This is a genomic window from Chryseolinea soli, assembly GCF_003589925.1.
Taxonomy (GTDB): Bacteria; Bacteroidota; Bacteroidia; order Cytophagales; family Cyclobacteriaceae; genus Chryseolinea; species Chryseolinea soli.
In genome coordinates this window covers 5,946,559-5,961,398 of sequence record NZ_CP032382.1, presented here as the reverse complement: position 1 = coordinate 5,961,398, position 14,840 = coordinate 5,946,559, and the positions used below count along the sequence as shown (strand labels likewise).

The following is a 14,840-nucleotide window of genomic DNA, read 5'->3' as shown; positions in this document are numbered from 1 at the left end:
CCCAAGGACTTTGCGCCTTCGACGGGGCGAAGCTTTACTTTGCCTCAGCTCTAAAATTGGGGCAAGTCACCCGGCCAGGGATAGTAGTGGAAAGCCCACAGCGACGGTTGAGCCAGTGTGGCGGGGCGAGGACTTGGAACGGATAGCCCGGCCCCGAGGCCTCCGAGGGGGGCCGCCCCGTAATACGGTAAGACAGGGAATCCGCGTTCATCACGAACGATCCTCGAGGATGCGTTTAAGGCTTCCCTAGGCTTTCGACTTTAACAAATCCCGGATTTCAGTTAGCAATATCACGTCTGCCGGAGGTGTGGGAGGAGGTGCGGGTGTTGTAGTCGCGTCTTTGCGCTTGATGGCGTTCATACCTTTTACCATCAGGAAAATAATGAAGGCCAGGATCATGAAGTTGATGGCCACGGTGAGGAAGTTGCCCCAGGCGAAAACAGGCCCGAGCTCTTTTGCCTTGGCCAGCGAGAGCTGGGGTTCGGCGGCTTTGGCGGCGATCACTTTTTCGCTGAGCGGGATGTAGAGGTTGCTGAAGTCAGCTTTGAAGACAATGCCTACCAGGGGCATAATGAGATCGTTGACAACAGAATTGACGATGGTTCCGAAGGCAGCGCCGATGATGACACCGACGGCCAGGTCCATGACGTTTCCGCGGAGGGCAAATTCTTTGAATTCTTTCAGCATGTGTGGCGAGGGTTAGGTTAAAGTGAAATTAAGCCTTAGGGAGCTAACAACAAAATGATGGTTTCGTTACCACCTTTTTTGGACCTTCTATTTTTGGTATCTTTTAGGCCGCGAAAGCAAATCCTATGTCGAAGAAAAAGGGCGCTCGAAAAAAAGACGGACAAGGTTCCGCTCCCCCCGGCAAGGCGCTGAAGAAAAAGAAGACCGCCCTTTCCCCAAAAAATGCCGATAAAGCCCTGAGGAAGAGCCAGCAGCAACTGAGCCTCGCCCTGAAGGCCGCCAAAATGGGGCTCTGGGAATGGGACCTGCGCAATGAAAAGATCCATTGGTCCCAGGACGTGCACCGCATTTTCTCGGTTTCGGAAAAAGCCTTCGACGGCACGTTTGAAAGCTACCTCAAATTGATCCACCCCGACGACAAGGCGTTTCTGTTGTCGACGATAAAAGAAACCCTGTCGGAGCGCAAGCGCTACTACATTCGCCACCGCATTGTTCATAAGGACGGTACCGTGCGTTGGGTGGAAGCGCAAGGCGACGTGGTCTTGAACAAGAAGGGCAAGCCGGTGAAACTTACGGGCACCGTTCAAGATATTACCGACAAAAAAACGGACGAGCTGGAGAAGGAAGACTGGAAAACGCGCTACGAGCTGGTGGCGGCTTCTACGGGCCAGGTGGTCTACGACTACGATACGGCTACTGGCAAGATCGCCTGGAGCAGCAACATCCGGGCAGTATTCGGCTATACGGGGAAAGACCTGAAGGACATCAAAAAGTGGGTAAGCCTCATCCATCCCCGCGACCGCGAACACGCCTCCCGCGAGCTGAGCCGGGCCGAAGCTTCCTTGAAACCGTTCGACATCCAATACCGCTTCAAAGCGAAAAGCGGTGAATACGTCTTTGTTCATGACCGCGGCTTTTTCATCACGCTGCCCACGGGCAAAGTGCACCGGATGCTGGGGGCTATGGAGGACATTACGGCCTCTGTGAAAACCGAGGAAAGCCTTGTGCAAAGCAACCGTTTTAAGGAAAGCCTGGAAAGCGCCTTGCCGGGCATGTTCTATGTCTATGACCTGGCCACGCAGAAAAACGTCTATATCAACCGGAACGTGCTGAACCTGTTGGGCTATACGCCCGAGGAAATTCAGCGCATGGGCTCCAGCTTCATCACGCGCCTGATCCATCCCGACGACCTCCCGGCTTTTCCCGTGTGGACCACCGAGTCTTTTGGTGAAGTGAAGGAGATCGAATACCGCATGCTCTCCAAGAGCGGCGAGTGGAAATGGTTTATGGGACGCGACACCGCTTTTCAACACGACAAGCATGGAAAGGTGACCCAGATCATCGGCATCTCGCAGGACATCACGGCAAAAAAAGAGAATGAGAACCGCATTCACGAAAGTGAGAAGAGCTATCGCGAGCTCTTCAACCTCATGGGCCAGGAGATCTATGTGCTCACTTCCGAAGGCACCTTCATCGATGTGAACGAGGGTGCATGCCGCGAATTCGGGTATGAAAAAGAAGCCTTCATCGGCCAGACGCCTGCGTTTCTGGGCGTGGACGACAAGCATAGCGGCGCTTTTGCCGACGAGGTGTTGCGGCTGGCCAACCTGGGGATCCCCCAGGTGACCGACTGGTCGGGCAAGAAAAAGAATGGGGACGCCTTTTTGAAAGAGGTCAGGATTGTGAAGGGCTCCTACTTTGGAAAGGAAGTGCTCATTGCCGCGGCCTGGGACATCACGGAGCGAAAGCGCACCGAAGATGCCCTGCGCTATAGCGAGCACCGGTTCCGCAACCTCATCCGGAACCTGAATGTGGGGGTGTTGTTGCGCAGCCCCGCGGCCGAAGTGCTGGTGGGCAACAAGTCGGCCTTGCAACTGCTGGGGATTTCGGAAGACCAGTTGATCGGCAAAACGTCGTTTGACCCTGAGTGGAACGTGATCCACGAAGACGGCACGGATTTTCCCAACGAACAGCACCCGATCCATTCGGTGATCCGAGCTCATAAACCCGTGTTGGGCGTGGTGATGGGGGTGTATCATCCGAAGAAAAAATCACGGGTGTGGCTCTATGTCAACGCAGAGCCTATCCTAAATGTGGATGGAGAATTAAAAGAGGTGGTATGCACCTTTACCGACATCACGGAGCGGAAAAAGATCGAAGAGGAGCTGAAAGAGAGCGAGCAGCGCTTCCGCACCATGCAGCAGGCATCGTTTGGTGGGATCGGCCTGCACGACAAGGGCATGATCATCGACTGCAACCAGGGGTTGTGCGACATTACCGGCTACACGCGTGAGGAATTGGTGGGTATGAACGGCTTGTTGCTGGTCTGCCCCGAGTACCGGCAGGAGGTGATGGGGAAGATCCTGGCCAATTTTGAAAAGTCCTATGACGTGGAGGGTCTGCGCAAAGACGGGACACGCTATGCGTTGGAAATACAGGGCAAGAAGATCCCTTACCAAGGTCAGGTCATCCGCGTGACCGAGTTTCGCGACATTACCGAGCGCAAGTTGGCCGCGGAAAAGATCCTGGAGCAAAACGCCCGGTTGGTGGCCATTACCGAGGACATGAAACGGAAAAACGAGCAGTTGGAAGAGTTCACCCAGATCGTGTCGCACAACCTGCGCTCGCCGGTGGGCAACATCCTGACGCTGCTGAGTTTCTTCGAGTCGTCGGAAAAGGAGGAAGAGCGCGCCGAATATCTGGACCTGCTCAAGGAGTCGGGCGCCACCACGTTGCGGACGCTGCACGAGTTGAACGAGGTGCTCAAGATCAAACAAAACAAAAGCCTGGAGCGGCAGAAAGTGTCGTTCGAGGATGTGTTGCAAAACAGCAAGAGCATGCTCAGCGCCAAGATCGCGGAGGTGGGCGCCTTGATCCACAGCGACTTCGCGGGGGCGCCGGTGATCTCCTACCCTAACATCTACCTGGAAAGCATATTCCTGAACCTGCTCAGCAACTCGCTGAAATATATACGACCCAACCTAAAACCGGAGGTGTGGCTGAAAACGTATTATAAAGACGGCAACACGGTGCTGGAGGTGAGCGACAACGGATTGGGCATCAACCTGGAGCGCTACGGCCACCAGGTTTTTAAACTGCACAAAACTTTTCACCGCCACCCGGAGAGCCGGGGTATAGGATTATTCATGATAAAAAATCAAATTGAGGCCATGGGCGGTGAGATCGCTGTTCAAAGCCAGGTAAACCAAGGCACAACTTTTATTGTTAACTTCGATAAGTACAATTTCAATGACAACTAATGCTCCGATCATCGCGCTGGTAGACGACGACAAGGTTTTTCAACTCACCTCGTCGCGTACGCTGCGTGCCGCCAATCTCACAAACAAGATCCTGCAGTTCGAGAACGGAGAAGAAGCCTTGCAATTCCTGAAAGAACACGCCTCGGAAAGCGATACCCTCCCCGACTATATTTTCCTGGACATCAACATGCCCTATGTGGACGGTTGGATGTTCCTGGAAGATTATGCCACGCTGAAAATCAATCTCAAAAAAGAGATCTCCATCTACATGGTCAGCTCCTCCATCGATCCACGCGATGTGAACCGTGCCAAGCAGGACAAGAACGTGCGGGAGTACATCATCAAGCCCGTGAGTCGCGAGAAATTTATCGAGCTGTTGAACCGGGCGGCCGCCTGATCCTTTTTTAACCGACAAAAATTTTCAGATTAGTCCTCCGGCGCCAGGTTGAGGGGATTCTTCAACCCTGAATAGCCCGTGAGTTCCACCCCGGCGCTGCCGATGAACATATTCGCATTGATCTTGACGGGAATGCGATTCTTGTCGTCGGAGAACCAGGCCGTGACGGAATTCTCTCCATCGAAAACTTTATTGGCGGGCATCACGGGTTTGAAAACCAGCGCGCGCACTTTGCCTACCTTGATCTTGACGGTTTCCTTGCCGGCGTAGATGATCTTGAAGTTGTAGAACTCGTCTTCAAAAAAGCCCTTCACCGAGACGGTGTCTCCGATCTTGGTTTTCGACAGGTCCATGTTGCGGAGAATAAGAAAGCCCGCCGCCATGTCGCGGACCTGGGGCGGGGCATCGTAGTATTTGGGCTCTTTGAATTTGCCGGTCTCGTTGTCGAGCGTTTTTACCTCGATCTTCTTGTTGACCTGGTCGAAGTTGGTCCACTCGTCTTTTTTGTAGCGTCCTTCGCGAATGCGGCGGTAGAATTGGTGCGGTATGAGGGCCACCGTGTCGATGTAGGCGCCCCAGCGATCGTCGACATCGGCAACCCAGTCGACCATGCCCACGGTTTTGCCGTAGACATCGATCTTGAAGCAATCGCGGTTGTTGATCCTGAAGTATTTGGGATGGACGGTGACACTGCCTTTGCCGACAGTGAAGATGCCATAGGTCATCTTGAACTCGATGACCTCGCCACGCTTAAAGCTGTGATTTTTTACCGGGGGGTATGCATCATTCTGCTCGGCAACAAAGCCGGAAAGAAGGGCGACGATAAAAAAACTAAATGCTCCTCTCTTCATCGTTTATCAAACCAAATTTACACAATTACATCGTACGGTGATGTAAACGATTTATGAAATCCAAAGCGTGTGCCAACTCCTCTTCAGAGACGGCTAGACCGACACATTATTTTCGCGGAGCGCATCGTTCAACGACGTTTTTTTGTCGGTGCTCTCTTTGCGTTTGCCGATGATGAGTGCACAAGGCACCTGGAACTCGCCCGCGGGAAATGTCTTGGCGTAGGTGCCGGGGATGACCACGGAGCGATCCGGAACAAAACCTTTGTATTCAATTGGTTTTGAGCCCGTTACATCAATCACTTTCGAGCTTGCCGTCAACACTACGTTGGCGCCCAGCACGGCCTCCTTGCCTACCCTGACCCCTTCTACCACAATGCATCGCGACCCCAGGAACGCACCATCTTCGATGATAACGGGTGCGGCCTGCACAGGTTCCAGCACACCGCCAATGCCCACGCCTCCGCTGAGGTGAACATTTTTCCCGATCTGTGCACAGCTCCCTACGGTGGCCCAGGTATCGACCATGGTCCCTTCGTCGACATAGGCACCGATATTGACATAGGACGGCATCAGGATCACGCCCTTGCTGATATAGGATCCGTGACGGGCCACAGCATGCGGCACCACGCGGACGCCGAGGTCTTTGTAGTTGCGTTTCAATTTTATCTTATCGTGAAATTCGAAAGGACCTACCTCGATGGTCTCCATTTGTTGGATGGGGAAATAGAGGATCACCGCTTTTTTCACCCATTCGTTCACCTGCCAGCCGGTGGCCACGGGCTCGGCCACGCGCAGCTCGCCCTTGTCCAGTTTCTCTACTACGGAGCGAATGAGCTCCTGGCTTTCAGCCTGTTGAAGCAATGTGCGGTCGTCCCAGATCTTTTCGATGCGTTCTTTCAATTCCATTGTATTAGCTTTAAATGCTTTAAATCGACATGCAAGAAATAAAAAAAAGGAGAATAGTCCTCGCCTCCCTGTTGAAACCCGTGAACGACACGCGCATGTTTGAAAAGCTGGGGGTGAGTCTGGCCCGCGAATATGATGTGCATGTTATCGGGTATGAAGGTCAGGCGCCTGCCGGGGCGAGTTCGATCGCGGTCCATTCCCTTAAACCTTTCCGGAGGATCAGTGTCGCCCGCCTGCTGCGCGTCTTCACCGTGTTGTGGACCGTGTTGCGCTTGCGCCCGGATGTGCTGATCGTTTGCACGCATGAACTTTTGTGGATCTCGCTGGCGGCAAAAGGACTCACGGGCTGCCGGGTGATCTATGATGTGCAGGAGAACTACGCGCTGAATATTTTGCATAGCCCGACGTTCACCCCCCTGCTGCGTCCCGTCGCCGCAGGCATTGTCCGGATCAAAGAACGGTTGTCGAAGCTGTGGGTTTCGCTTTACATTCTCGCGGAAGTAGGCTATGAAAAAGAGCTGCAGTTCTTGGGGAAACGAAAAGTGGTGTTGGAAAACAAGGTGCGCTCACCCCAATCTGGTGTACACCCGCCGTCACGGAAGGAGAGCGAACGCGATACGATCCACTTATTGTTCAGCGGCACGCTGGCAGAAACCACCGGAGTCTTCGTGGCCGTGGACGTGGCGTCCAAGCTTCACGCTCTTGACAGCCGGATCAGGTTGGTCATTATCGGGTATTGCGCTCACGCGGGCACGCTTCACAAATTGAAGGGCTTGCTGAAGGACAAGCCGTTTGTGACCTTGCAGGGCGGCGACCAGCTCGTGCCACACACGGCCATTCTGGACGCTATTCAAACGGCGGACTTCGGCATCGTGTCCTATCCGCCCAATCCTTCTACCATCCACAGCACACCAACCAAACTCTACGAATACCTCGCCTACCAACTACCCATGTTGCTCATTGACCACCCGGCCTGGGTGGCGCGGTGTGTTCCTTATCGCGCCGCCGTCGTTTTCGATCCCGAAAATTTTGATGGGGAAAGCACGTTACGTGCGTTGAAGGCCGGTCCTTTTTATACCGTTCCGCCCCATAACGTCTTCTGGGAAACGGAAGAAAACAAGCTTTTCAAGGCCATTCGCTACGTTTTAGCCTGAACGCATCCCTGCCTGGGCCGTTCAAAACATTTTTGCCTGAATTATTTTTTAGACTAGCCTAAATTTTTATTTTTGTAAATCGATATCTCCATGCCATGCCCAGCTTCACGGAAGAAAACTACCTGAAAGCCATCTACCACCTTTCCGCCAGCGGATCGCAGGCCGTGCTTACCAATGAAATCGCCGAAGTCATGCATACCAAGGCGGCTTCGGTGACGGACATGATCAAGAAGCTGTCGGCCAAGAATCTCATCTCCTATGAGAAGTATTATGGCGTGAAGATCACCAAGCAAGGTAAGAGCGAAGCGCTGATGGTGATCCGCAAGCACCGGCTTTGGGAGACGTTCCTGGTGGAAAAGCTTCGGTTCAACTGGGATGAGGTGCATGAGATCGCCGAGCAACTGGAGCACATCCAGTCGGCCGTGCTCATCCAGAAGCTGGACGAATTCCTGGGCTTCCCCACCACCGACCCGCATGGCGAACCCATTCCCGACAAACACGGCAAGATCGCCGTGCCCTTGCGCCAGCCGCTGCATGGCCTGGCCGCGGGCTATACGGGAACCATCGAGGCGGTGCACGATTCGGATTCGAATTTATTGAAGTACCTCAACCGCATTGGCGCCGTGCCCGGCAAGACGATCATCCTCATCGGCAAAGAAGAATACGACGAAAGCATGGAAGTGGAAGTGGATGGCAAACGAGTGACGATCAGCAAGACCGTGGCCGAGAACATATTAGTAACCGCGTAATAAAAGCAAATGGAAACCGATACTATACAGCGAAAATCACTCAGCGAAGTCCACGCCTCCGTGGACACACAACGGAAAGGCTGGCGCAAGATGCTGGCCTTTATGGGGCCGGCCTACCTGGTAAGCGTGGGTTATATGGATCCGGGCAACTGGGCCACCGATATTGCCGGTGGAAGCAAGTTTGGCTACTCGCTGCTTTGGGTGTTGCTGATGTCCAACATGATGGCGCTGCTCCTCCAAAGCCTGAGCGCCCGTCTGGGCATCGTGCGCCAACTGGACCTGGCACAGGCCTCGCGGACGGCGTATAGCCGGCCCGTAAACTTTTCATTGTGGATCCTGGCCGAAATTGCCATCGCCGCCTGCGACCTGGCGGAAGTGTTGGGGATGGCCATCGGCCTTCAACTCCTCTTCGGGTTGCCCCTGATCTGGGGGGTGAGCTTGACCGTGCTGGACACGCTGCTCCTGCTGGTGCTGCAAAGCTATGGCATGCGCCGCATCGAAACGTTTATCATTGCCCTGGTCGCCATCATCGGCGGTGCCTTCCTGGTGGAGATGATCCTGGCCAAACCGCCCGTGGCAGAGCTGGCGCGCGGTTTTGTGCCTTCGCTGCCGAACGAGCAGGCGCTTTATATCGCCATTGGCATTATCGGCGCCACGGTGATGCCGCACAACCTATACCTGCATTCATCGCTCGTGCAAACCCGGCGCTATAACACCAGCGAGAAAGGGATTTGGTCGGCCATTAAATATAACTTCATCGATTCGGCCGTAGCCTTGAATGCGGCGTTCTTTGTGAACGCTGCCATTCTTGTTTTGGCGGCCGCCACATTCTTTAAAGCGGGCTTGAACGATGTAGAGCAAATACAGGACGCCTACAAATTTCTCGCGCCCCTGCTGGGCACGAAATGGGCTTCCCTCCTATTTGGTATTGCGCTTGTGGCCGCAGGACAAAGCTCCACGATCACGGGCACACTGGCCGGACAGATCGTGATGGAAGGCTATCTTAACCTGCGCATCGCCCCCTGGCTGCGACGGCTCATCACGCGGTTGATCGCTATCGTCCCTGCCCTGCTCGTCATCATCATTTACGGCGAAGCGGAAACCGGGGCGTTGCTCATTTTCAGCCAGGTGATCCTGAGCTTGCAACTGGGCTTTGCCATCATCCCGCTCATCCATTTCAACAGCGATAAAAGCAAGATGGGCGTCTTCGTGATCAAGCCCTGGCTGAAAGTGGCCGCGTGGGTCATCGCCGCCGTCATTGTGGGATTGAACGTGAAGCTCGTCATCCAGGAAATTACGGGCTGGCTGGTCATGGCCGGCGACTCGGCGTGGATCATCTGGATCACGGCCGTGCCGGTTTGCGTGGCCGCTGCCGGTTTGCTCCTCTACATCACCCTGAAGCCTCTTATCGAACGGCGCGCCGCCGAACGCGATGCCCGCGGACCGCATGGCCAAGCCGTTACGCTGGATGTGAACCACGACCTGGTCTACAACCGCATTGCCATCACCCTTGACTTCAGCGACATCGACAGCCTGACCATCCGCAGTGCGCTGGCCCAGGGCGGCAAAAACGCGCGCTATGTGTTGCTGCACGTGGTGGAAACCGCCGGCGCCATGGTCTACGGCGCTGACATTGCCGACCATGAGTCGTATACCGATGCCGCCTCGCTGGAAAATTACCGGACACAACTGTTGGAGCGAGGCTACAGCGTAGAGGTCAAAGTGGGCTATGGAAACCCGCGCCGCTGCATCCCGGAAATGGTGACAGAGTTCCAGGCCGACCTGCTGGTGATGGGTGCCCACGGTCACAAGTTCTTCAAGGACCTGGTGTTTGGCACCACGGTGGATACGGTGCGGCACCGGGTGCATATTCCCGTGCTGATCGTGCGGGCCTGAGGAACGGAAAGACTTGCGGGGTCGTTGACAAGCCGTAACTTGCGCCCATGTCCGTGCACACCGAAGATACCATTGTAGCGTTGGCCACTGCTCCCGGCATTGCTGCCATTTCCGTGATCCGTTTGTCGGGGAAGGAGGCCATTGGCATTACTCAGAAATGTTTTAAGGGGAAAGACCTGCTTTCACAGGCCACCCATACCCTGCACTTTGGGACGTTGCACGACAATGGCAGGACTATTGACGAAGTGTTGGTGGCTTTGTTCCGCGAGCCAAATTCGTTTACCAAGGAGAATGCGGTGGAGATCTCGTGTCATGGATCGCCGTTCATCGTAAAAGAGATCATCAAAACGTTGCTGAAAAATGGAGCGCGTCTCGCCGAACCCGGTGAGTTTACAAAACGTGCATTCTTTCATGGTCGTTTCGATCTGGCACAAGCCGAAGCCGTTGCAGACCTGATCCATGCCGAAACGGATAACGCCCGCCAGGCGGCTCTCAACCAGATGCGCGGCGGGTTTTCGAAGGAGATTGACCGGCTTCGGGAGGAGCTGATTCATTTTGCTTCGCTCATTGAACTCGAGTTGGATTTTGGGGAGGAAGATGTGGAGTTTGCACAGCGCGATGATCTGAGAAATTTGATCACGCGCATCCGGTCCGTTTTGCGCGCCTTGATCGATTCGTTTGACCAGGGGAATGTGATCAAGAATGGCGTGCCCACGGTGATTGCCGGAAAACCAAATGCCGGCAAATCCACGTTGCTCAATACGTTGTTGAATGAAGAGAGAGCCATTGTGTCGGACATTCCCGGTACCACACGCGACGCCATTGAAGATGAGATCGTTTTGGGCGGTATCAACTTTCGTTTTATTGATACAGCCGGACTGCGCGAAACCAGCGACGTGATCGAGGCCATTGGCGTGGAACGTACGCGCGACCGGATGAAGAAGGCTTCGCTGATCATTTATCTCTTTGATCTTGCCAACACCACGCTAGAGGAAATCGATACGCAGCGCCGGGAGTTGGCTGCGCTGGGTATTCCGCACATCAACGTGGGCAACAAGTTGGATAAGGCTGATCCCCTATTGCTGGAAAAACTGAAGACGGAAGATTTTACATTCATCTCAGCAGCCGCACACACGAACGTGGGCGTGCTCAAGGAAAAGTTGTTGGCGAAAGTGCAGGTGCGGGAAGTGAAGACGGGAGATGTGATGGTGACCAACCTGCGGCATTATCAGAATCTGTTGCAGACGTATGACTCGCTGGGGCGTGTGCTGGATGGGATGAGCCAAGGGGTTACGGGGGATTTTTTGGCGATGGATATCCGGCAGTCGTTGCATTACCTGGGTGAGATCACGGGGGCGATTACGACGGATGATTTGTTGGATAATATTTTCAGTAAGTTTTGTATCGGAAAATGAATTTTGAAAGTCGTTCAGAATCAAGTCGATACAAAATCTGCGATGAAAGCCCCGCCATCGGCAAGGTGCAAAACGTTCACTTCGCCACAGCCTTCAATGTGCTTCGCTTCTCAATTGAAAGAACTTGCATGTATCCACTACTCTTCGATCATCAGGCTTCAAATTCCTCTGAACTTAACGAATCAAATTTGAGACATCATGCCACACATACCGGCAGGAAACGGCACTAGAACCGTCTTCAAGCTTTGTTTCAATATTTTCTACATGAATACCGCCTAGTCGTTCATAAAAAGATTTCGCCTTTTCATTTTTCTCAAAGACCCAGAGATACAATTTCGATGTGTTGCTGCTCAATAGTTGACGGGCGCATGTTTCGATCAACGATCTACCAATACCTAAACCATGATGGGAAGCGGCGACGTGCAGGTTGTCGAGCAAAGATCCAAAAACCGGATCGTCGTCTAAAAATAAGCAAGCAAAACCTACGAGCGCATGGTCGTGTATAGCGACCGTGACGCGTTGATTTTCAAGCGGAACGCTCATCCGTCGATGCCATAGCACCCATCGATTCCGCTCGACTTGGTTATTCAAAAAATATTTCGAAAAAATTCCACGATAGTGCTGCTGCCAACTGATGGTATGAAGGTTAGCAATAGCAGGATAATCATCGAAGATAGCCGGTCTCATTTCGAGCATCGTCTCAAGCAGTTATTTTTAGCTTTGGACAATTTATTTTGAGTGCGGCGCATTTTATAACGGTGATCGATCAACGACTGAATTATCCTTTAGAATTCTTCGCGAGGGTGCCCATTTCAAAAATCGCATTGGCGATCATTTACTTACATCACCGCTGTAAATGAAATGACCTTTAAAACCGATTTTTTCGACTTCTTTGTTTTCCCATGTGCACGTTATGGAGTCCCTCCTTAAGCAGATTAGCATTTCGTCTCTTCTGTCTCTGCTTTCAACAGGTCAAAAAGTGCCCGACCAAATCTATCCATTCCCTCCCCTTCCGATAACAGGCGGATATCAATTTTAGAACTCCCTTGGATTCAGTCATACAAATCATAACGAGACAACATTATTCGACATTCGACATTGTAATTTTACATTTCATTAACATTCTTTTACAAGCCTTTAACGCATGGACGCGTAGGAAGCCTTAGTTTTGGGTGCTTCACGAATAAAAGTAGCTCGCGATATCGCGTGATGGCGTGCGCTAGTGAAGGCCAAAAATTCTTACATTATTATTTCACCAATCCAGTTAAAGTCATGAAGACATACAGCTTTATTTTTTTCGCATTCTTTCTCCTAGCATTAAATCAGGCATCCGAATTTAGGCCATCAGATTCAGTCGTTCGTGTCAAACAGAATTCTACTGTCATTAAGTCGGTGACTTCAAAAATGGTTTTCAAATCGGTTGATGGCGGACGGACATGGCAAGACATTACCGAAGGACTTCCCGACAATTCGGGTCAAAAAGGCTTCATGATCGGTGGAGGCTTTGCTACTAACGATGGCTTCTTTTTGCGCGCTGGAGATGGGTTATTCTTCAACAAACGAAATTCCGCAGTTCCTAATTGGAGTAAAGAGATTTTTTTTTCCGGCAATCGAGTCGGCATATTCCCTAGCGAGACGGGAGTGTTGGCATTCAATTATAATGATGGGCAAGTTTTGCAGATGATTAACGGAAAAAAAGATTGGTTGCCGATACATCGGAATTTCCTGCCTAAAGACGTCCTTACGGTTTTTGAAGCTGACAATGGCATAGTTTTCATCGGAACAAATACCGGCTTGTTTAAACCCGTCGACGGTGGGAAATCTTGGAAGCAGGTCTTTTCTGCATCCAAGGGGGTCAGGAAATTGGCAGAATCAGGTGGTGTACTCATGGGGGTAACTCAGAAAGGCATAATACGGTCTACGGATAATGGCGACCACTGGAACTTGGTGACCAGTGAAGGTGAACACGGCATGGATATACAGCGAATCAACGGTGGGTTTGCCGCTATAACAGAGTCTACGGAAAGAAGATATCGGGTACGAACATCGCATGACGACGGAATTACCTGGCAATCTATTGATGAAGGACTTCCTGCTTACGTTTTTAATATTGTGCAGATTGGTGAAAATTTATTTTGCAGCCACCAGAACGGCATCTCTGGTTCATCGGACCATGGAAAGACATGGAAGCTCTTGCTTCCTTCAAATGACCATAAAATTCTCAACTTATCAGTTTCTGGCAATGTGATTTATGCGATGCGTAATGTCGGTGGGTGCTAAGGTTAATGAGCACCCTTGTTGGCTTCGTCGGCAAACCGATGCGCTTAAAAAGATTTTGGGCAAATTGTCCCAAAATCTTTTTCGCCCATTTTCATGATAATCGCATTTTCCCCAGTTCATTCAAGGAAAAAACTCAAAAAAACACCAGCCGAAATGGCAATCGTCTCGCATGGTGTTACTTCCAGCTGATCGTCGTCCAGGGGCTTTTCGGATGCTGCAATAGGACACCGTGCTGCTGTATCCGTTCGTCGAGGTCGTCACCTTCGCCGCTCCACATCGCGAAACCTGTCACATAGCCCTCCGATAATGACCTCCAGGAATCATAGGTGCTGTAAAGCTTCTGTGCAAACTCCTGGATCTTCTTCAACGCTTCGTCGCGTGTTAGGTACTCTACGTCGAAGCCAAAGCGGCACAGGTTAATGGCGCGGGTGAGATCCCAGGCGGTGACATCAGGAGTTTTTGCCTTGGCAAAAATTCCGTGGCTGAGCAGGCCGGGATACCCTTCCAGGATGTGGGTAGCATAGGTCATGAGGCGCTCAGGCTCGATGTTGGTGTCGGCCATGGCCTGCAGCTCGAGACTTTTGATACCGGCGCGCCACTCGGCCTTCGGCAGCGTACTGAGCTTGGTCCAGATGATATCGAAATATGCCTTGTGGCCATTCTTGTCCAGCCAGTCGAGCGTTCCCAGTAGATCTTCGCGCGAGCTTATGCTCCAGGCATTTTCCAGGCCTTCAAGAATATCTTCGACAGGGCCATAGGTAGAGAGCGTGTTGAGGTATTGGGTATTCGCGTATGCGATGTTTGCTCCGCAGAGCACAGCCTTGAGCTCGGCAGGCGCAAGATCAGAGTCTTCTTTTACCTCAGGACTGTCGTCGAACATATTCAGCATGTCGCCAGCAGGAGCCTGACCGCCCGCCATACCCATCAGATTCTGCAGGAAGGGGTTGCTGCCCATGGCTTGATTGAACTGGTCCTGAATGTTCTGCTGCATGCCCATGGCATTGTTCATATAGGAAAGCATCTGGTTCGGGTCGATGCCCATCGCAGCCCATTGCTTTTTCATTTCTTCCATCATCGGGTTGATCGGTTCTTCTTTCTCTTCAGACATGGTAATGGTGTTTTTATTAGATGTAAACGGCCAGTACGTAACAAAAAGACGCTACGTTGACTTAGTTCAGTGGGATGAGTTGGTAAATATTGTGGTCTCCCTGCGTGACGGTTATGTTTATAGTTGTTTATAATATG

12 protein-coding genes are annotated in these 14,840 nt (G+C 52.3%); 7 read left to right on the top strand and 5 right to left on the bottom strand.

Going from position 1 to position 14,840, the window contains the following annotated elements; translation table 11 throughout:
• Positions 1–246: 246 nt before the first annotated feature.
• Positions 247–687 (bottom strand): large conductance mechanosensitive channel protein MscL, encoded by a 441-nt coding sequence (mscL, locus tag D4L85_RS25010; protein WP_119756875.1) that lies wholly within the window; start codon positions 685–687, stop codon positions 247–249.
• 125 nt (positions 688–812) lie between these two features.
• Between mscL and D4L85_RS25005 the strand changes: the two genes are divergently transcribed.
• Together D4L85_RS25005 and D4L85_RS25000 are read left to right on the top strand one after the other, a co-directional pair.
• Positions 813–3,947, top strand: coding sequence for a PAS domain-containing protein (locus D4L85_RS25005; protein ID WP_119756874.1), 3,135 nt, complete (start codon positions 813–815; stop codon positions 3,945–3,947).
• The gene (locus tag D4L85_RS25000) at positions 3,937–4,344 is read left to right on the top strand and encodes a response regulator (RefSeq protein WP_119756873.1); all 408 of its coding nucleotides are present in this window, start codon (positions 3,937–3,939) and stop codon (positions 4,342–4,344) included. Before D4L85_RS25005 ends, D4L85_RS25000 begins: the two co-directional genes overlap by 11 nt.
• Positions 4,345–4,373: 29 nt before the next feature.
• On the opposite strand, the gene D4L85_RS24995 is transcribed toward D4L85_RS25000, so the two are convergent.
• Together D4L85_RS24995 and D4L85_RS24990 are read right to left on the bottom strand one after the other, a co-directional pair.
• Positions 4,374–5,195, bottom strand: a complete 822-nt coding sequence (locus D4L85_RS24995; RefSeq protein WP_119756872.1) for a DUF3108 domain-containing protein — start codon at positions 5,193–5,195, stop codon at positions 4,374–4,376.
• A gap of 93 nt (positions 5,196–5,288) precedes the next feature.
• Positions 5,289–6,101 carry a 2,3,4,5-tetrahydropyridine-2,6-dicarboxylate N-succinyltransferase gene (locus D4L85_RS24990; RefSeq protein ID WP_119756871.1) on the bottom strand — a complete coding sequence of 271 codons (813 nt, stop codon included), beginning with the start codon at positions 6,099–6,101 and terminating at the stop codon, positions 5,289–5,291.
• 29 nt (positions 6,102–6,130) lie between these two features.
• Here D4L85_RS24990 and D4L85_RS24985 point away from each other — a divergent pair, with 29 nt between their 5' ends.
• The 4 genes from D4L85_RS24985 to mnmE all read left to right on the top strand — a co-directional run bounded on the left by D4L85_RS24985 (position 6,131) and on the right by mnmE (position 11,315).
• A complete protein-coding gene (locus D4L85_RS24985) occupies positions 6,131–7,255 on the top strand; it encodes a glycosyltransferase family protein (protein WP_119756870.1) in 1,125 nt (374 codons plus the stop codon).
• A 95-nt stretch (positions 7,256–7,350) separates the two neighbouring features.
• Complete coding sequence (locus D4L85_RS24980) at positions 7,351–8,004, top strand: metal-dependent transcriptional regulator (protein ID WP_119756869.1); 654 nt, start codon at positions 7,351–7,353, stop codon at positions 8,002–8,004.
• A gap of 9 nt (positions 8,005–8,013) precedes the next feature.
• Entirely contained in the window at positions 8,014–9,900 is a 1,887-nt protein-coding gene (locus tag D4L85_RS24975) for an Nramp family divalent metal transporter (RefSeq protein WP_119756868.1), read from the top strand.
• A gap of 47 nt (positions 9,901–9,947) precedes the next feature.
• Positions 9,948–11,315, top strand: coding sequence for a tRNA uridine-5-carboxymethylaminomethyl(34) synthesis GTPase MnmE (mnmE, locus tag D4L85_RS24970; RefSeq protein ID WP_119756867.1), 1,368 nt, complete (start codon positions 9,948–9,950; stop codon positions 11,313–11,315).
• Between the two features lie 174 nt (positions 11,316–11,489).
• On the opposite strand, the gene D4L85_RS24965 is transcribed toward mnmE, so the two are convergent.
• On the bottom strand, positions 11,490–12,011 hold the full coding sequence (locus tag D4L85_RS24965) for a GNAT family N-acetyltransferase (protein WP_119756866.1): 522 nt from the start codon (positions 12,009–12,011) through the stop codon (positions 11,490–11,492).
• Between the two features lie 576 nt (positions 12,012–12,587).
• Between D4L85_RS24965 and D4L85_RS24960 the strand changes: the two genes are divergently transcribed.
• Positions 12,588–13,595 (top strand): WD40/YVTN/BNR-like repeat-containing protein, encoded by a 1,008-nt coding sequence (locus tag D4L85_RS24960; protein WP_119756865.1) that lies wholly within the window; start codon positions 12,588–12,590, stop codon positions 13,593–13,595.
• 175 nt (positions 13,596–13,770) lie between these two features.
• Here the strand turns inward: D4L85_RS24960 and D4L85_RS24955 are convergent, their stop codons facing one another.
• On the bottom strand, positions 13,771–14,703 hold the full coding sequence (locus D4L85_RS24955) for a DUF1266 domain-containing protein (protein WP_119756864.1): 933 nt from the start codon (positions 14,701–14,703) through the stop codon (positions 13,771–13,773).
• Between the last annotated feature and the right edge of the window lie 137 nt (positions 14,704–14,840).